The organism is Haloferax sp. S2CR25, from assembly GCF_031624535.1.
GTDB classification, from domain to species: Archaea; Halobacteriota; Halobacteria; order Halobacteriales; family Haloferacaceae; genus Haloferax; species Haloferax massiliensis.
On sequence record NZ_JAMQOO010000004.1, the window covers coordinates 183,201 to 200,270 of the forward strand.

General features: G+C 66.7%; 23 protein-coding genes and 2 tRNA genes. 13 read left to right on the plus strand and 12 right to left on the minus strand.

The genetic code is table 11. The features are described 5' to 3' along the window. The first annotated feature begins 28 nt into the window (after positions 1-28). Complete coding sequence (locus tag NDI65_RS11830) at positions 29-1,096, plus strand: type II glyceraldehyde-3-phosphate dehydrogenase (protein ID WP_089779444.1); 1,068 nt, start codon at positions 29-31, stop codon at positions 1,094-1,096. An 834-nt stretch (positions 1,097-1,930) separates the two neighbouring features. On the opposite strand, the gene NDI65_RS11835 is transcribed toward NDI65_RS11830, so the two are convergent. Further along, complete coding sequence (locus tag NDI65_RS11835) at positions 1,931-2,419, minus strand: metallophosphoesterase (RefSeq protein ID WP_089779441.1); 489 nt, start codon at positions 2,417-2,419, stop codon at positions 1,931-1,933. A gap of 72 nt (positions 2,420-2,491) precedes the next feature. Here NDI65_RS11835 and NDI65_RS11840 point away from each other — a divergent pair, with 72 nt between their 5' ends. Continuing rightward, positions 2,492-2,809, plus strand: a complete 318-nt coding sequence (locus tag NDI65_RS11840) for a hypothetical protein (RefSeq protein ID WP_226908743.1) — start codon at positions 2,492-2,494, stop codon at positions 2,807-2,809. Between the two features lie 12 nt (positions 2,810-2,821). Here NDI65_RS11840 and NDI65_RS11845 read toward each other — a convergent pair whose 3' ends face one another. Both NDI65_RS11845 and gap read right to left on the minus strand, forming a co-directional pair. Beyond that, positions 2,822-4,027, minus strand: a complete 1,206-nt coding sequence (locus tag NDI65_RS11845) for a phosphoglycerate kinase (protein ID WP_310893682.1) — start codon at positions 4,025-4,027, stop codon at positions 2,822-2,824. A gap of 78 nt (positions 4,028-4,105) precedes the next feature. Further along, a complete protein-coding gene (gene gap, locus NDI65_RS11850) occupies positions 4,106-5,158 on the minus strand; it encodes a type I glyceraldehyde-3-phosphate dehydrogenase (protein WP_058826635.1) in 1,053 nt (350 codons plus the stop codon). A 268-nt stretch (positions 5,159-5,426) separates the two neighbouring features. Between gap and NDI65_RS11855 the strand changes: the two genes are divergently transcribed. Beyond that, positions 5,427-5,789, plus strand: a complete 363-nt coding sequence (locus NDI65_RS11855) for an Hsp20/alpha crystallin family protein (protein WP_004970480.1) — start codon at positions 5,427-5,429, stop codon at positions 5,787-5,789. Between the two features lie 24 nt (positions 5,790-5,813). On the opposite strand, the gene NDI65_RS11860 is transcribed toward NDI65_RS11855, so the two are convergent. Both NDI65_RS11860 and NDI65_RS11865 read right to left on the minus strand, forming a co-directional pair. After that, positions 5,814-6,686 carry a RimK family alpha-L-glutamate ligase gene (locus tag NDI65_RS11860; RefSeq protein ID WP_089779435.1) on the minus strand — a complete coding sequence of 291 codons (873 nt, stop codon included), beginning with the start codon at positions 6,684-6,686 and terminating at the stop codon, positions 5,814-5,816. 83 nt (positions 6,687-6,769) lie between these two features. Next, positions 6,770-7,300, minus strand: a complete 531-nt coding sequence (locus NDI65_RS11865; RefSeq protein ID WP_004044437.1) for a 50S ribosomal protein L16 — start codon at positions 7,298-7,300, stop codon at positions 6,770-6,772. 207 nt (positions 7,301-7,507) lie between these two features. Here NDI65_RS11865 and NDI65_RS11870 point away from each other — a divergent pair, with 207 nt between their 5' ends. Next, positions 7,508-8,158, plus strand: a complete 651-nt coding sequence (locus NDI65_RS11870) for a type 1 glutamine amidotransferase (RefSeq protein ID WP_089779433.1) — start codon at positions 7,508-7,510, stop codon at positions 8,156-8,158. Here the strand turns inward: NDI65_RS11870 and nucS are convergent, their stop codons facing one another. After that, positions 8,159-8,995, minus strand: a complete 837-nt coding sequence (gene nucS, locus NDI65_RS11875; protein ID WP_089779431.1) for an endonuclease NucS — start codon at positions 8,993-8,995, stop codon at positions 8,159-8,161. A 123-nt stretch (positions 8,996-9,118) separates the two neighbouring features. On the opposite strand from nucS, the gene NDI65_RS11880 reads away from it, so the two are divergent. The 9 genes from NDI65_RS11880 (at position 9,119) to NDI65_RS11920 (ending at position 14,201) form a co-directional block, all read left to right on the plus strand. Next, positions 9,119-9,574, plus strand: a complete 456-nt coding sequence (locus tag NDI65_RS11880) for a pyridoxamine 5'-phosphate oxidase family protein (protein WP_089779429.1) — start codon at positions 9,119-9,121, stop codon at positions 9,572-9,574. Between the two features lie 97 nt (positions 9,575-9,671). After that, positions 9,672-10,529 (plus strand): DUF5995 family protein, encoded by an 858-nt coding sequence (locus tag NDI65_RS11885; RefSeq protein WP_089779428.1) that lies wholly within the window; start codon positions 9,672-9,674, stop codon positions 10,527-10,529. A gap of 56 nt (positions 10,530-10,585) precedes the next feature. Next, the gene (locus tag NDI65_RS11890; protein ID WP_089779426.1) at positions 10,586-10,984 is read left to right on the plus strand and encodes a helix-turn-helix domain-containing protein; all 399 of its coding nucleotides are present in this window, start codon (positions 10,586-10,588) and stop codon (positions 10,982-10,984) included. Between the two features lie 106 nt (positions 10,985-11,090). Continuing rightward, positions 11,091-11,252 carry a zinc ribbon domain-containing protein gene (locus NDI65_RS11895; protein ID WP_089779424.1) on the plus strand — a complete coding sequence of 54 codons (162 nt, stop codon included), beginning with the start codon at positions 11,091-11,093 and terminating at the stop codon, positions 11,250-11,252. Positions 11,253-11,358: 106 nt separating this feature from the next. Further along, positions 11,359-11,505 (plus strand): hypothetical protein, encoded by a 147-nt coding sequence (locus tag NDI65_RS11900; RefSeq protein WP_167344135.1) that lies wholly within the window; start codon positions 11,359-11,361, stop codon positions 11,503-11,505. A gap of 110 nt (positions 11,506-11,615) precedes the next feature. After that, the gene (locus tag NDI65_RS11905; RefSeq protein ID WP_089779422.1) at positions 11,616-12,077 is read left to right on the plus strand and encodes a pyridoxamine 5'-phosphate oxidase family protein; all 462 of its coding nucleotides are present in this window, start codon (positions 11,616-11,618) and stop codon (positions 12,075-12,077) included. A gap of 87 nt (positions 12,078-12,164) precedes the next feature. After that, positions 12,165-12,812 (plus strand): helix-turn-helix domain-containing protein, encoded by a 648-nt coding sequence (locus NDI65_RS11910; RefSeq protein ID WP_089779420.1) that lies wholly within the window; start codon positions 12,165-12,167, stop codon positions 12,810-12,812. A gap of 91 nt (positions 12,813-12,903) precedes the next feature. Next, positions 12,904-13,296, plus strand: a complete 393-nt coding sequence (locus NDI65_RS11915) for a helix-turn-helix domain-containing protein (RefSeq protein WP_089779418.1) — start codon at positions 12,904-12,906, stop codon at positions 13,294-13,296. 86 nt (positions 13,297-13,382) lie between these two features. Continuing rightward, positions 13,383-14,201 carry a hypothetical protein gene (locus tag NDI65_RS11920; RefSeq protein WP_089779416.1) on the plus strand — a complete coding sequence of 273 codons (819 nt, stop codon included), beginning with the start codon at positions 13,383-13,385 and terminating at the stop codon, positions 14,199-14,201. Positions 14,202-14,347: 146 nt separating this feature from the next. On the opposite strand, the gene NDI65_RS11925 is transcribed toward NDI65_RS11920, so the two are convergent. The 6 genes from NDI65_RS11925 to NDI65_RS11950 all read right to left on the minus strand — a co-directional run bounded on the left by NDI65_RS11925 (position 14,348) and on the right by NDI65_RS11950 (position 17,033). Beyond that, a tRNA-Phe gene (locus NDI65_RS11925) sits at positions 14,348-14,421 on the minus strand. A gap of 49 nt (positions 14,422-14,470) precedes the next feature. Next, the gene (locus tag NDI65_RS11930; RefSeq protein WP_089779414.1) at positions 14,471-15,196 is read right to left on the minus strand and encodes a DUF2270 domain-containing protein; all 726 of its coding nucleotides are present in this window, start codon (positions 15,194-15,196) and stop codon (positions 14,471-14,473) included. Positions 15,197-15,374: 178 nt separating this feature from the next. Further along, the gene (locus NDI65_RS11935) at positions 15,375-15,569 is read right to left on the minus strand and encodes a cold-shock protein (RefSeq protein WP_004057909.1); all 195 of its coding nucleotides are present in this window, start codon (positions 15,567-15,569) and stop codon (positions 15,375-15,377) included. Positions 15,570-15,727: 158 nt separating this feature from the next. After that, positions 15,728-15,922, minus strand: a complete 195-nt coding sequence (locus NDI65_RS11940) for a cold shock domain-containing protein (protein ID WP_004057907.1) — start codon at positions 15,920-15,922, stop codon at positions 15,728-15,730. A 307-nt stretch (positions 15,923-16,229) separates the two neighbouring features. Further along, positions 16,230-16,303 (minus strand) — tRNA-Phe (locus tag NDI65_RS11945). Between the two features lie 61 nt (positions 16,304-16,364). Continuing rightward, positions 16,365-17,033, minus strand: a complete 669-nt coding sequence (locus NDI65_RS11950; RefSeq protein WP_310893718.1) for a hypothetical protein — start codon at positions 17,031-17,033, stop codon at positions 16,365-16,367. Between the last annotated feature and the right edge of the window lie 37 nt (positions 17,034-17,070).

A 17,070-nucleotide genomic window follows, 5' to 3' on the forward strand; every position in this document is an offset into this window, starting at 1 on the left:
TATAGTCGGCCCCGGTCGTTTGTCTCCCATGATACGAGTGGGTGTCAACGGCTACGGCACTATCGGCAAGCGCGTCGCCGACGCGGTCCACGCGCAGCCCGACATGGAACTCATCGGCGTGGCCAAGACCCAGCCCAACTTCGAAGCGCACACCGCGGGCGAACGCGGCTACCCGATGTACGCCGCGATTCCGGAACGTTCGCCGCTGTTTTCCGAAGCCGGCGTCGACCTCGCCGGCGAGGTGGACGAACTGGTTGCCAAGGCGGACATCATCGTCGACTGCACGCCGTCCGGCATCGGCGCGGAGAACCGCGAACTGTACGAGACCCACCACACGCCCGCCATCTTCCAAGGCGGCGAGGACGCCGACGTGGCCGACGTGAGCTTCAACGCGCGGGCCAACTTCGACGCCGCCCGCGACGCCGACTACGTCCGCGTCGTCTCCTGTAACACGACCGGCCTGTCGCGCATCATCGCGCCGCTCGAAGCCGAGTACGGCGTCGAGAAGGTCCGGGCGACGCTCGTCCGCCGCGGCGGCGACCCCGGTCAGAACTCCCGCGGGCCGATAAACGACATCCTCCCGAACCCCATCAAGATTCCTTCTCACCACGGCCCCGACGTGAAGACCATCTTCCCCGACCTCGAAATCGACACGCTCGGGCTGAAGGTGCCGGCGACGCTGATGCACGTCCACGCGCTCAACGTCACGCTCGAAGACGACGTGACCGGCGCGCACGTCCGCCAACTGCTCGAAGGCGAGAACCGCGTCTACGTCATCCCGGAGGGGATGGGCATCGACGGCGCGGGCAAACTCATGGACTTCGCGCTCGACGCGGGCCGCCCGCGCGGCGACATGTGGGAAAACTGCGTGTGGGGCGAGTCCATCGGCGTCAACGGCCGGGACCTCTACCTGTTCCAGGCCATCCACCAGCAGTCCGACGTGATTCCCGAGAACGTCGACGCCATCCGCGCGATGTTCGACACCGAAGACCAGCAGACGAGCATGGAACTCACGGACCAGACGCTCGGTATCGGCATCTCCGGTAGCCCGTCCGGTTTCGCTGAGCAGGCGCGCGCGGAGTTCGCCGACGACTAACGCGAATCGCCTGTTCAGTTCGGTGCGGTCGCGGCTTTTTCACCCATTCGGCTGTTCGAATCCGCAGCAGACGGTGTCGTCTGACGCTGTGCGGTTAGTACAGAGAAACCACATCTCAATTAGTCCAGCGCACGGGTGTCGGATTCATCGGTATCAGGTTAGAATAAATACATGCCGACAGTAGCGTCTGTTACTGATATGAGCCCTCCTCTTCCCCGCCGCCGATTTCTCGCACTCGCCGGTGCAATCGGAACGGCGGCCCTGTCTGGGTGCCTCAATACTATTACGCGACGTGACCAGAACGTCTGTTCTTCGGGTTATCGAGACGTTGGGGACGTTTTCACCAATCGATCGATAGTGGACTACCTTCGATATGCGTCTCTGACAGTGCCACAATCTGTCTCGCCAGGTGAGCAATTCGTCGCGACGCTCACAAACGAGTCTACTGACTCCCTCACCACACTCGGGAAACCACGATACATGATTCAGCGCTTGGTCGATAAGGGGACGTGGCGAAACACAATCGGTGTGCGAGACGAGTACGAGTGGTCATCCTCTGAACAGATACTGGCCCCTGGCGACGAGCTCCGATGGGAGATGGAACTCAGTGCGAACGACTTCTGGGGACCATTTCAACGGTGTACGATACATACGGCAGGAACGTACCGATTCATCTACTGGGGATTCTCCGATAACGATACGGGAATCGCACTCGCCGCACCATTCGAGATCGTGGAATAAGAGTCGGAACGTTCGTACGCGCTACCGAGCAGCTGTTTCACACGACAAACAGCTGACTGGGAAAACCAAACGGCCCGCCAGCTCGCTTGCCCCTCACAGCGACCGCGACGCCACGTTCCCGGTGTCGAGGTCCACGACCGCGACGTGGAACTCGTCGTCCGCGCCGGGAATCGGCAGGCCGCCGGGGTTGACGTGCGTCGTCTTCCCGCGGTGTTCGACCACCCGCTCGTGGGTGTGGCCGCGCAGGACGAAGTCGTACGTTTCGGACTCGACGAGGGCATCGACCAGTCCGGCCTCGGTGCCGTGGTAGACCGCTATCTCCTGGCCGTCGAGGGTCAGGCGCGCGAAGTCGCCGTGGTAGGTGCCGAACGACTCGACCGCCTCGCGGAGCGCCCACTCGCCGTCGTTGTTGCCGCGGACGGCGTGGAAGTCGAAGTCCGCGTCGAACGGCGCGGCCGAGAAGGGCGCGACGATGTCGCCGCAGTGGACGACCGCGTCCACGTCCTCCGATTCGAAGTGCGAGACCGCGGCTTCGACGTAGTCGAGGTTGTCGTGCGTGTCGGAGACGACGCCGAGTTTCATGCGCGTCGCTTCGGCGGCGTCGGCTATCAACGTTGGGTGACACTTATGTCCCGCGCGGTCCCCGTTCGGGACGTGTCAGAACGCGACGACTCCGACGGCGACGCGGGCGAGACGGACGGCTCCGCCGAGACCGCCGCCGACGAGGCTGGGGAAGTCGGGTCGCCGGCGCTCAGCGTGACGCTCGGCGGCGGAACGAACGTCGCCATCGGCGCGGCGATGGCGGGCTACGCGGCGTTCAGCGCCGGGTGGACGCTGGCGGTTCGCGCCTCGGGGGACTTCCCCGACGACAACGCCGTCGGCGGACTCCTCACGTTGTTGGTCTTCGCGGGTGGCGTCGCGATTCTCGTCGACGGCGCGGCCGGCGTGTTCGCCGAGAAGAGAGACGGGTGACGCTGCGCGCGTTTAGTCCTGCTTCAGCGCCTCGACGCCGGCGAGCGGCGCGCCGGTCAGCGCGCGGATGTACGCGCCGCCGGCGATGGAGACGTGGCCGAAGTCGGCTTCGTCCATGCCGTACATCTCGATGGCGCGGGAGGTGTCGCCGCCGCCGACGACGGAGAAGCAGTCGGTCTCGGCGATGGCGCGGAGGACGCCGGTCGTGCCGACCGCGAACCGCTCGTCTTCGAACAGGCCGAGCGCGCCCTTCACGAAGACGGCCTCGGAGTCGCGGATGATGGGGTCGTACTCGTCGACCGTCATCGAGCCCACGTCGAGGTACGCGCGGTCCTTCTCGGTGATGTTGGCGACCGCGATTTCGCCGCGGTCGTCGGTCTCGTTCTCGTAGGCGAGGTCGACCGCGAGCTTAATCTGGTCGCCGCGCTCGTCGAGCAGCGACTCGATGGTCTCGCGGTTTTCCTCCCACTGGTCGTCGAAGAAGTCCATCCCTTCGAGGTCGAAGCCCACGTCGTTGCCGGCCGCGCGGAGGAACAGTTCGCCGGCGATGCCGCCGAGGAGGAACTGGTCGACCTTGTCGCCGAGGTTGTTCATCACGTCGATGACGTCGGTGGCTTTCGTCCCGCCGACGACCATCGTCACCTGCCCGTCGAACTCGCGGGTGGCGATAGAGGAGTTCGCCTCGTACTCGGTCTGCATCACGCGGCCCGCGTAGGCGGGTAACACGAGCGGGAAGCCGACCAGCGAGGCGTGCGAGCGGTGGGCCGCCGAGTAGGCGTCGTTGACGTAGGCGTCGACGTGCTCGGCGAGGGTCCGGACGAACTCGGTGTCGGCCTTGACCTCGGGGTCTTCCTCGGGGAGTTCCTCGTCGCACATCCGCGTGTTTTCGAGGAGGAGCACCTCGCCGGCTTCGAGCGCGTCGATGGCGGCGATGGCTTCGTCGCCGTAGGTGTCGGCGACGAACGCCACGTCGCGGCCGACGTGGCTCGCGAGGATGTCGGCGTGCTGTTCGAGCGAGACGAAGTCGTCGCCACCGGGACGGCCCTGATGGGCCATGAGGACGACGCGGTGGCCGGCCTCGGCGAGTTCGCGGACGGTCTCCGCGTGGCGGTCGAACCGTCGGTTGTCTTGGACCTCGCCGTCTTCGATCGGCGAATTGAGGTCGAGTCGGACGAGTACGCGCTGCTCCGGGTCGAGGTCGTCGAGGGTCTTGAACATCGGGTGGAAGAACGTGGAGGGATTACTTAGTGGTGGGTAGCTCGCGCTGAAATCGCGGGCGATTCGCGGCGGCGGTGTCTACTGGTGCGTGACGAAGTGGGCGACGTCGAGCATCCGGTTGGAGAAGCCGAACTCGTTGTCGTACCACGTCAGAATCTTGTAGAGGCCGCCGTCGTTGACCTGGTTCGTCGTGTTGAGGTCGACGGTGCTGGAGAACGGCAGGCCGAGGATGTCACGCGAGGTGACCTCGTCGTCCGTGTAACCGAGGACGCCAGCGAGCGGGCCGGAGTCGGCCGCGGCGCGGAAGGCGTCGTTGATCTCCTCGACCGAGGGCTTGTCTTCGAGCCGGACGACGAGCTCGGTGAGCGAGCCGTTCGGCACGGGGACGCGAATCGCCATGCCGTCGAGCTTGCCGTCGAGCTGGGGCAGAATCTCGGTGGCCGCCTGCGCCGCGCCGGTCGTCGTCGGGACGATGTTCTCGGCGGCGGCGCGCCCGCGGCGCTGCTTCGCGTGGGGGCTGTCGATGAGGTTCTGGCTGCCCGTGTAGGCGTGGACGGTCGTCAGGAGACCGTTCTCGATGCCGAACTCCTCGTCGAGCACCTTCGCGACCGGCGTGACGGAGTTGGTCGTACAGGAGGCGTTCGAGACGATGTCCTCGCCGTCGTACTCGTCGTGGTTGACGCCGTAGACGATCTGCTTGACGGGCTCGTCGCCCTTCGGCGGCGCGGAGATGACGACCTTGTCCGCGCCCGCTTCGAGGTGTGCGGAGGCGTCTTCCTTCGTGCGGAAGATGCCCGTACATTCGAGCGCCACGTCCACGTCGAGTTCGCCCCACGGAAGCTCCGCGGGGGACTGGACGTTGTAGAGACCCACCGAGGTGCCGCCGATGGAAAGCGAGTCGCCGTCGCGCTCGACGCCGTCGAGTCGGCCCATGACGGAGTCGTACTTCGCGAGGTACGCCATGTCGTCGAAGTCCATGACGTCGTTGATGGCGACCAGTTCGACCTTCGGGTTGTCGAGGACGGCACGGAAGATGTTCCGGCCGATGCGGCCGAAGCCGTTGAGTGCCACCCGCACCACGTCCGATTCGTCCACGTTCTCGCCCGCGCTGAGGTAGGATTTTTCACTCATGTTCGAGTAGTATCCGTATTGATATCCCGGGCGCAAGAGTATATCTGTTTCGGTAAATCCGACTGAATCGAACGTTACCTTTCATTCACAGTCACAATACCGACAGAAACGAACAGAATCGGTCAGACACGTGCGGAGATTGATACGCCAACTGGAGGGTCGAGTGGTCGGGCCGTAGACGGGCGCTCGCGGCCGAATTCTGGCGATTCGCTGGCAGGTGACTGTCACAGGCAGAAACGTTTTATCCTCCGATTTCATAGCGGCCCTCATGGTCAGAGACGACCGCGACGACCCGTTCGACAACATCTTCGACGAAATCGAACGGATGATGAACGACATGACCGGAGGCGACGCCGGATTCGCCTCCGAGACCCACATCGACGTGTACGATGAGGGCTCTACACTCCGACTCGTCGCGGACCTCCCGGGCGTCGACAAAGACGCCATCGACCTCAAGTGCGACGGTGAGACGCTGACTATCAGCGCCGCCGGTGACCGCCGCGAGTACGACGAGCGCATCCGCCTCCCGGCCCGCGTCGACGAGCACTCCGCGTCGGCCACCTTCAACAACGGCGTCCTGCAGGTCACGTTCGACCGCGCCGAGGACTCCGCCGCCATCGACGTCGAGTAACGACTCGACTTCGCCGCGGCCCGCTCAGGACTTCTTTGCGACCCGCTCGACGAGCGCCGCCAGTCGGTCGAAAAAGCCGTCGTCGTACTTCGCGTCGTCGTCGATGGTCGGCCGGGCGTTCGTCTCCGAGACGACGACCCGTCCGTCGGATTCGAGCAAGTCAACCCCCAGATAGCGGATGCCCAACTCGTCGGCGACCGCCTCGGCGAGGTCGCGGTGTCGCTTCGGGAGGGCCACGCCGACCGCCTCCGCGCCGCGGTGGACGTTGTGCTTCCAGCGCCCGCCGTCGCGCGCGCCGTCGGACAGGCGGCGCTCCACCGCGCCGACGACCTCGCCGTCGAGCACCATCGCCCGGTAGTCTCGCGCGTCCGGGAGCCACTCCTGAATCAGGAAGGACTTGTCGCCGGTCGCTCGGAAGTCGTGGACGAGGCTCAGCACGTCCGCGTGGCCCGAAAGGGAGTCCGGGTCGTGGGCCTTGGCGATGCCGACGCCCCGAGTCGTCGAGTTCGGCTTGACGACCACGGGATAGTCGAGGCCCGCGGATTCGACGGCGTCGAGCAGGTCGGACTCGTCGGCCGGGTTCGAGACGCAGACGCTCCGCGGGACCGGCAGGCCGGCGCGTTCGAGCGCCGCGATGACGCCCGCCTTGTTCCGCGAGGTGAGGACGTCCTCGCGCGTGTTCACCCACGGGAGGTCGTGTCTGGCGGTGACGACGCCGCCCTCCATCGGGCGGGAGGGATAGACGAAGCCGACGTCGAACGGCTCGGCCGGCGGCGTCGAGAGGTCGAGCGCGAACCCCTCGGCGGGGAGGTGTCCCACGTCGATGCCGCGGTCGCCGAGCGGGCCGCGCATTCGCTCGAACGTCTCGCTGGAGGTGGTGACCGCCAACCGAAGCATACGCTACGAGGCGGGGTCCCGGGGGAAAAATGGTGGGTTCGAGGCGAGGCGCGTTCCGAGCGCGCCGGCGCGCAGACGCGAACTTACGCGACGAGCAGTTCTTCGCCGCGGTCGACGACGATGCGGCACGGCGGCGACATCTTGTTGTACGCGCGGCGGAAGGCGTCCTTCGCCGTCTCCGCGTCCTCGACGTCGCAGTAGATGGTGAACACCGTCTCGCCCTTGGGGATGCGAGCGGCGGTCCCGACGACCTTCCCGAACGACTGGCGCATCCCGTCGGAGACACGGTCCGCACCCGCGCCGGTCGCCTGCTTGTTCTCGCGGATGACGTGGTGCGGGAACTTGCGCAGAATCATCTTGTACTGCTTTTCGCCCGCGTGCTTGAGCATGAGGCGGTTGGCAGACAGACGCGCGGATTCGAGCGAACCGTGGCGAATCTGCACTTCCTCTTCGACCTTCAGGCTGATCTGGACGGGGTAGTCCTCGGGGTCGGCCTGCAGGTCGCCCATGTTGTGCTGTGCGATCTTCGAACCGGGGATGCCCGTGATGTACTCGCGTCGGGTGTACGCCGGGTTCGTAATCTCCCGGTACATAGAGGCGGGTTTGTCTGACATGGTTACTTGTGAAACCGAAGGGTCAGGCGGGCTAAAAACGCTTCGAAGCTTCATTCGCCCGCCGCGGTCGTGTGAGGCGCTGGCACGCCGGTTCGTCGCGGCGGGCCGCCGAACCGTAGTCGAGCCGCGCCGAGCGCCGGTGGCGGACGGGCCGCCCGTCCCGGCCGGGAGACACGCTTATGCGCCGCCACCGTCACGATTCGGACCATGTTGCTCGTCTGCGACTGTATGCCCGCGAACGGCCCCGCGTACTTCACCGACGCGCTCGCCGACCTCGCCCTCGCCGGCCGCGAGGGGACCGTTCACTCGCTTCCCGACGACGGCCTCCCGACGCTCTCGGACGTCGACGCCGTCGTCATCACCGGGAGCACCGCGGGCGTCTACGAGACCGACGGGCGGCCGTGGCTCGACGACGCGCGCCTGCTCGCCCGCGACCTCGTCGCCCGCGAACTGCCCACGCTCGGCGTCTGCTTCGGCCACCAACTCGTCAACGACGCCCTCGGCGGCACCGTCGAAGCCGGCGACCAGCGCCGCGGCATCGCCGACGTCGACCTCGGCGACGACCCCCTGTTCGAGGGCGTCTCCGGGCGCATCCCGATGGTCCACGGCGACTACGTCGTCGCCCCCGGCGACCGCATGGAGACCGTCGCCTCCGCGGACTACTACGACTACCTCGCCACGCGCCACGAGGACGCGCCCGTCTGGACGGTCCAGTACCACCCCGAGTTCACGGCCGCCCTCCTCGACCGCGTCGCCGACGACTTCGGCTGGCCCGAAAGCGACGCCGACCGCGACTTCGGCGACGTGACGGCCGACCGAACCGTCGAGAACTTCGTCGCCGCCGCCGGTCTGGACTGATTAGGCGTCGTCGCGGTTGCCGTCGCCGTCGTCGGTGTCGCGGTTGCCGTCGCCGTCGTCGTCTGCGGTCTCTCCTTCGTCCCGGCTCTCGCCGTCGTCCTCCTCGACCGGCGGTTCGCCCGTCTCGGGGTCGAGCGCGACGAACTCCAGCCCCTCGCGGTCGAGCATGTCGGCGGCTCGCTCCGTGACCGAGGGGGCGACGAGAACGCCGCGAACCGGCTCGTCGTCGCCGAACTCGCGGTGGAGCGCGTCCACGTACCGGCGAAGCTGACTCGCCGCCGAGGGGCCGACGCGCCGGCGCTTCAACTCCACGACGACCGCGACGCCGTCGGCGTCCTCGCCGAAGATGTCGATAGCGCCCGCGTCGCTCTGCCGCTCGGTTTCGAGCGGCTCGAAGCCCGCTTCGAGGACGTCGGGGTCCGAGAGGATGTGCTGGCGCAGGTCCTCTTCGCTCCCGACGAGTTCGAGGTCGCTTCGGTCGTCGACGGCGTAGGCCGAACACTGCTCGACGCGCTCGAACTGCACGTCGAGTCGCTCGTCGGGGCTCGTGCGCGTGCTCCGGACCAGAAGCCGGCCGTCGCGGACGCTCGCGGAATGGGTGCATCCCGGCGGCTGCCAGTTGACGGGCGTCCGCTTCTCGTCGGTGTGGACCAGAATCGAGCCGTCCGGCTTCAGCACCACGAGGCGGTCGCCGGGACCGAGTTCGCTCGTCGCGCGGCCGTCGTAGTCGACCGTACACCGACCGAATATCGTCACCATGTCGCCGCGCTCGAAGGCGGCTTCGAGGTGGACGAGGGCGTCTCGGTGCGTCGGCCGGTGGAGTGTGTTCACCGTCATCCGGGTGTCGTCCCGCGGTTCGTTGTCGTCGGGGATAAGCCCCGCGTCGCGCGCCGCCCGCGGCGCTCGCCGGTCGTTCCGATTCGCTGGCAGGCTTATGTCGCCTCCGTGCGTATATCTCACATGGCCCCGAGTTTCGCCGACCACAACCGAATCGAGATGCCGGCCGAGGAGATAGACCGCCTGCTCCGCGAGGAGGGCGTCGGCGTCCTCTCGCTCGCGGACGACGGCGTCGCCTACGGGATTCCCCTCTCGTTCGGGTACGACGCCGACCGGGGGCGGCTCTACTTCGTCTTCCTCCGCCCCGGCGAGTCCTCGAAGAAGACCGACTTCGCCGAGCGGACCGCCCGCGCGAGTTTCGCCGTCTGGAACGCCCCCTCGCGGGACGAGTGGGAGAGCGTCGTCGTCGACGGCGAACTCCGCCGGGTCGACGACGGCGACTGGGACCGCGTCCGCGACGTGCTCGAAGACAACGCGTGGTACCCGACCCTGTTCTCGGAGACGGAGCCGATGCAGGACATCCTCGGCTGGGAGCTTCGTATCGACGCTCGGTCCGGTCTCCAGCGCCGGGGCGCGTGAGCGCCGCGCCGCCGAGTGACCCGCCGCGGCCCGGACCGTGACGACCCGCGCGCGCCGGTATCGTTATCGAAGCCGGGACCGTCTGAGAATTCAGCCTATGCGACGGACGACGTTCGAGGAGGGAAGGAAGCTCGCGGCCGCGGTGCGGACGCCGAACCCCTCTCTCTCCCGCGTCGCCCGCGACGCGAGCGAGGAGGTTCTCGCCCTCGTCGACGCGCCGTTCCGAGACGTGGCCGACGCCCACGACCGGCTGTCGGCGCTCGAATCGCTCCTGTACGAGCGCGGCGACCGCCGCGCCGCCTTCCTGACTATCTACGTCCGCGTGACCGCCGAGGTAGACCGCGGACTCGGCGGCGACGAGTTCACCGACCCCGAGTGGGTCGCCGACTACCTCGTCACCTTCGCGGACCACTATCGCCGGGCGTTCCGCGCCTTCGAGCGCGGCGACCACGACGACGTGCCCGACCCGTGGCAACTCTCCTTCGAGACGGCGCTCGCCGGGGAGTCGCTCGTCGTGCAGGACGTGTTGCTCGGCGTCAACGCGCACGTCAACTACGACCTCGCGCTGGCGCTCCACGAGGTCGGTATCGACCCCGACCGCCCCGCGAAGTACGACGACCACCGCCGCATCAACCGGGTCCTCCGCCGTCTCGTCGACGAGGAACAGGCCCTCATCGCCGAGCGGTACGCCGACGGCGTCGCCGATATCGACGAGTCGCTGGGGCGGCTGGACGAGGCGCTGTCGTTTTTCACGCTCCGCGAGGGGCGACGGAACGCGTGGCGCGGTGCGGTCGCCCTGACGGACGGCCGGTTCCGCCCGGTCGAGCGCGTCGTCTACTGGTACTTGCGGAGCCTCACGATGGGCGCGGGCCACTTCATCCTCGCGCCGAGTTCGAACCCCGCGGTGCGCCGTAGACTGGCGCAACTCGAAGCCGGCGACGGGCCGAGTACTTAAACCTCCCCGGATAGCGCGGGAGGAGATACCTCCCGTTGCCGGCTGTCTGTAGATGTATGAACGCGTCATCTGTCTCCGCCGTCGAACAGTCGCTGACCCGAAACTCGCGCCGCAGTCACGTCCTCTCTGACCCGTCGAGCGCCCTCTCCGCGCTCAGCGACGGTGACAGCCGGCGCATCCTCGCCGCCTGCGACGAGGCCCCGCGGACCGCACAGGAGTGCGCCGAACTCTGTGACGTGCCGCTGTCGTCGGTCTACCGGAAGCTCGACCAGCTCACCGAGGCGTCGCTCCTCGACGAGCGACTCCGTATCCAGACCGCGGCGCACCACCCGCGGGAGTTCGCGACCAACTTCGACACGCTCTCGTTTTCGTTCGACGACGCGGGCGTGTCGCTCGCGTTCCGGCAGGTCGCCACCGACGGCGGCGAAGACGGCGCGGAGGGCCGGTCGCGATGAACGCGGTGAGAACGCCGTCGCCGTCGCCGACCGCGGCGCGCGTCGCCGGCCCGACCCGACGGACGGAGCGAACGGAGACGGCGCTCGCCTCGCCGGAGGTGGACTGATGAGCGCGATGTCGCCGACGGACGACTACGAGTTCACGTGTCCGCAGTGCGGCGAGGGGTTCGCCGTCAACGGCGGGATGCGCGCGGCGGTCCTCGAACGCGGCTGTCCCATCTGCGGAAGCCCCGCCTCGACCGACGCCTTCGACCCATGTCCCGCGTGAGTCTCACTCCGTCGTCGCGTCCGGCCGCGGCGCGCGGCCCGGCGCGCGCTCGGCGTTCGAAAAACAGTAGGCTACATATACGTGTGCCACGCGTACTACGAACCACATGAGCGACAGCGCGGACTACACATTCGTCTGCCCGGAGTGTGCGGAGTCCATGCTGGTCAACGACTCCATGCGCGACGCCCTCCTCGAAAACGGCTGTGTCATCTGCAGCGCCGCGCTCACGCCGGACGCGTTTTCGACCGATTGAGCGCCCCTCGGCCGCGGCCGAGCCCCCCGGTTTCGCCAGACTGGGCTCTCTCGGGCACCGCCGAGAAGTAACAGTAATTACGTCGGCCACGAGTTTGGTGGTACGAACCGATGTCTCTGGACCAACAGACCGAACTCTCGCCCGACGAGATACACGGGGTTCTCGCTCGTCACGAGACGGGCGTCCTCTCGCTCGCGAAGGCGGACGAACCATACGCGATACCCATCTCCTACGGCTACGACGGCGAGAGCGGTCGGTTCTATCTCCGACTCGTCTCCACGCCCGAAAGCGAAAAGCGGCAGTTCCTCACGTCGTCGCCGCGGGCGCGACTCGTCGTCCACGAGTCGAACGACGGGAGCTATCGGAGCATCATCGCCGAGGGGACGCTCGAACGCGTCGACCCCGACGAGCTGACCGTCGAACGAATCGTCCAGTACGGCAAGGCCAAGCGCCCGCTGTTCGAAATCTGGGGCGAGACGAAGCGCGACCTCGACATCCAACTGTTCGAACTCGACCCCGAGACGCTGAGCGGCCGAGCCGTCGAACTGGACGGCGCGGAGCCCGAACAGTAATGCCCGCTGTCGTCGCATCCGGGACGGCCCTCGTCGCGGCGGTCCCCTCGTCCCGCGGCGACCCCCAAATCGCCCGCGCGTAACACGATGCCAGCCGGTATTCGCGCCACGGTCGAGTTCGCCTCGCCGTCGGTCTGCCCCGTCGCCTCGGTCGCTCACTCGACGGACTCCGTCGTCGATTCCGTCTCGACCAGCGTCGTCTCGACCCCCGGCGACGTCAGCGTCTCGGAGTTCGTCGTCGAGGCCGACGACCCGCCGGAGGCGTCCGCGCTCGAACCCATCTTCTCCTACGGGTCGAAGCATCTCTACCGCTACACCCACGACGGGAGCGCCGGCTGTCCCTGCGAGTGCCTCGGCGAGTTCGGCTGTCCGGTCGACCGCTACTTCGCCCAGCGCGGCAGCCTGACGCTCGTCTTCCACGCCGCCGACTACGAACAGCTACAGGCCGTCATCGGCGAGCTTCGCGACCGCTTTTCCGGGCTCGACATCAAACGCCTCGTGCGCTCGCCGACCGGCGACGCCCCCGGCGACAGCGTCTTCGTCGACCGCGGGAAGCTCACCACCCGCCAGCTCGAAGTCCTCCAGACCGCCTACGGGATGGGTTACTTCGAGCGCCCGCGCGGAGCCAACGCGACCGAGGTCGCCGCGGAACTCGGCATCAACCAGTCGACGTTCTCGGAACACCTCGCCGCCGCCCTGACGAAACTGCTCGGCGATATTCTCGAAGAGGGCTAGCGGCCGCCGCGTCCCCGCCCGCCGGGAGTATATAAACGTCCCACGCTATCGGGGCTGTCCGTTGGTCCCCGTTCGCCGATTCTACAGAAGTATGAGTCAGGCTTCGCTCCCGTTCGATTTCCGCTCTGCAACCGCGTCGTCCGAACCCCGCGTCGTCGACGACCACGCCGAGGTCGACGCGCTGTTCTCGCTTCTCGAAGACGACGACTGCCGGTGCATCCTCGACGCGACCGACGGCGTCGCCCGCTCGGCGAGCGAACTCTCGGAGGCGTGCGACCTCCCGCTTTCGACGACCTACCGAAAACTCGACCCGCTCGCGGACGCCGGCCTCCTCTCGAAGCGCCTGCGCATCTCGCGGTCCGGCACCCACACGGCCGAATACGAACGCACCGTCGACGACGTGACCGTCTCGGTCACCCCGTCGGGCGTCGAGGTTCGGGTCTCGCACCGCGACGTGACCGAGTCGGCGTCGGTGACGGCCTGAGGTGCGCGCTCGCGTTCGTCGCCGACAGCGCCGAACCGACGCGATTCGCTGTGCCTACTTAAGATTCTACTCGTCGTACGGTCGCCGTGTACTCCAACCGTGTTCCCGTCCTGATTGTCGCAGTTCTCGTGCTCCTCGCCGGATGTGCCGGCGGCGCTGACGTCGCACCGGCCGCCCAGACCGACGACACCGACGGTATCGACGACACCGGCGAATCCACCGGCGGCTCGGCTGTCGACGGGTCCACCGACGGCGACGACTTCGAGTTGAACGACCCCGAGCGCCTCCTCCGCGACGCCGGGAGCTTCACCGTCAGTTGGTCGTACACCGGCGTCGACGCGGACGGCGTCGAGACCGCGGTCACCCGCGAGTTCGCCGCCGACCTCGAAACCGAACGGTCGCACACCCGCACGACGTCGACGACCGACGGCCAACCCGACTCGGGGGCCGTCGAGCAGTTCGTCGCTGACGGCGTGACGTACGTCCGGGTCGGCGACGGCGACGAGGCCACCTACACCTCCTACGAGGGGTCGACGGAGGTCCTCGCCACCGCCATCGCGCTCTCGCAGGCCCGCGCGTACGGCGCTGACGACGACCTCACGTTCGCCGGCACCGAGACGTTCGACGGCGCGTCCGTCGAACGCTACGAGCTGTCGGCCGCCAACGAGGCGCTGATTCTCGCCGGGTCGGCCGCGGCGCAGGGCGAACCCGGCACGCTGGAGGTCACGAGCTTCGAGTACGTCGTCCTCGTCGACGGAGACGGCCTCTCGCGCCACGAATCGTGGGCGTTCTCGGGGCGGATGGACGACGGGACCGAAGTGAGCGGGTCGTGGGAGTACTCACTCACGGGCGTCGGCTCGACGACCGTCGACGAACCCGCGTGGCTCGGCGAGGCGCGGGCGTAGGCGAGGATTCAGCTGTCGCTCTCGGTCTTAACATGGGACCGCCTCCCGGATTTGAACCTCACTCGCGACTCGGAGAGTTACTCGCTGGTTCAAATCAGTCCGGCGTCGTTTCTTCGATTCTTCGCTCCGCTCAGAATCGTAGAATATGCCGCCTCCCGGATTTGAACCGGGGACAGCTCGATCTTCAGTCGAGTGCTCTCCCAGTCTGAGCTAAGGCGGCGCGATTCGACAGACGCACAGGAGCGAAAAAACCATTTCGAATTGCGGCGCTACGACCCGCCGTACTCCGACTCCTCCCACCCCGTCACGTCGCTCGGGATGAGTTCGCCGTTGACGTGCCACTCGCGCGGGCGGAACGAGATGCCGAGCAGGGTCGCGTAGAACCCGGCGACGAACGCGACGATGATGTTGCCGGGGATGCCGCCGATGCCGGCGCTCCCGACGAGCGTCGCGCCCTCCGTGTACGTCGTAAGCTGGATGACCCACGCGACGAGCATCACGAGGAAAAGCGGCAGGTACACCCGGCGGAGCCGGTGGGCCAGCGCCTCCTCGAAGGGTATCTTCATGTTCGGCGTGCGGTAGTCCTCGCCGAGTTTCTTCCGCCAGTCCTCGTCGAGGACGCCGCCGTCCGGGTCGAGCGCGTACGCCCAGACGTTCTGCTGAAACATCCGAACCCGCGAGCGCCAGATGTCGTACGCGCGGAAGCGCCGCGCCTCGATACAGAGGAAGATGCTCAGCGTCACCACCCCGAGGAGGATGATGTAGTGCGGGTGCGTTTGTGCGGAAAACGACCACGTCAGAATCCCGGCCATCAGCGTAATCGCCCAGTTGCTGGTCCGGTCCAGCCGCTCCCGCCACGACTTCATCCGGTGTATCTCGCCCCGGTAGAGGTGTGCGAACGACGAACCCGGGCCCATCGTCTCGTCGAAGACGCCCGCGCCGATGTGGGAGTCGTCTATCCCCGCGGGAGGTTCCAGCTCCCCGTCGTCGGACATTGTTGTTCGTTTGATGCACAACTACCGAGGGATAAGAGCCTTCTGGGTCGCGGGTCGGAACGGTGGCTACCGCGCGCCGCGCGGACGCCGCACGCCCGACGCCGGGCGGTCCCGCGGCTCAGGGTGTGTAAAAAATTCTCAGAAATCGATTCGTCTGTCTCTGAATTCGGAGACCGAATTACAGGCGCGTGACGTTGGTCGCGCGCGGGCCCTTGGGGGCCTGTTCGATGTCGAACTCCACTTCCTGACCCTCTTCGAGGTCCGGACCGCCAACATCTTCCATGTGGAAGAACACGTCGTCGTCCGCGTCGTCAGTAGAGATGAAACCGTAGCCGCCAGTGTCGTTGAAGAAGTCGACCTTACCTTTCGCCATTGCGACTGTACAACGTGCCTGCGAACGGATAACCCTTCCGCATGTGTGGGTACCGCTCGCCCGGTTCGCCGTGGTCGCCGAGCGCCGCCGCTCGCGGGTGTGAAAAACGGAAGAAAGTTCGTCAGTCTGTGAATGTACTGCGGTGAACGGAAACCTGCTTAGAGGCGGGTGACGTTCGTCGCGCGGGGGCCCTTGGGGGCCTGCTCGATGTCGAACTCGATTTCCTGACCCTCTTCGAGGTCCGGACCGCCAACATCTTCCATGTGGAAGAACACGTCGTCGTCCGCGTCGTCAGTAGAGATGAAACCGTAACCGCCAGTGTCGTTGAAGAAGTCGACCTTACCTTTCGCCATTGCCTTTGAATCCAACGACCTCACGCAGATAAGTCTTCTGAAGGACGCCTCTGGGTTCAGTGGTGCCCTGTGTTCGGCTCTCCGGGGTTGAAACATCTGGATTCCGCGTTTCGCATCTCGCTGTTGAGAACTCGGTCGGGTGGCAGTTACAGTACCTGCCCCGCTCGCTTCGCTCGGTGGTCAGGTACAGAAAAATGCCGCCTCCCGGATTTGAACCGAAAGAAGACTCACTCCGTTCGACTTCTTGGGTTCAAATCAGTCCGGCGTCGTTTCTTCGATTCTTCGCTCCGCTCAGAATCTCAGAATATGCCGCCTCCCGGATTTGAACCGGGGACAGCTCGATCTTCAGTCGAGTGCTCTCCCAGTCTGAGCTAAGGCGGCTCGCAATCTTCCGAAGCCGGACCGCATCAAAAAGACTTTCGAATCGCCCGTCGGCGCTGGGTCAGCGGTGTCGGCCGCCCGTCGGACTCGCCCGCGCCCGCTCCGCCCGCGAGCGAATCTCCTTGAGCATCTTCCGCTCCATGAGGAACTGGACCGGTTCGACGACCAACCGATTCATCACGCGCTCGCGGAGCGTCTTCGACCGCCCGCGGAACCTGACGACCAACCGGGTCGCACCGGGGGCAACCTCGTGCAGCGCGAAGGTCCACGTCGCCGGGCTCTCTCCGGTCTCCCACCCCGGCGCGCTCAACACAAGGCTCCGCTCGGGGTCCACGAAGGCGACCCGGAACGACGGCGTACCCGACCCCGGCGGGCCGAGTCGTATCTCGTCGCCCACGTCGAGTCGCTGGTGCTGCGGGAGGATTCGGTCCGCGTTGTGAATCTGCAGACCGAACAGGTTCTCCAGTCGCTCGTAGCTGTAGAACCCGCCGCGGCCCTGTCCCAACTGGACGACCCACGGCCAGACCGCCCGCGCGGGGGCCGTAATCGTGATCGCCCGCGTCGAGGTGACGTCCGCGTCGCCGACGAAGTCGTCGCCGGGGAGCCAGCCCGTCGCCTCGTCGTCTGTCGTCCCCCAGCGCCTGTGCCACGGCCGAACCGCAAGGAGGTACGCCCCGACGACGCCGATTCCCGCGAGACCGAGTGCCCGGATGAGTCGTCTCGTGCCCATTTCCTTCACCGTTCGTGCCCCCTTGGAGAGGTGGTGA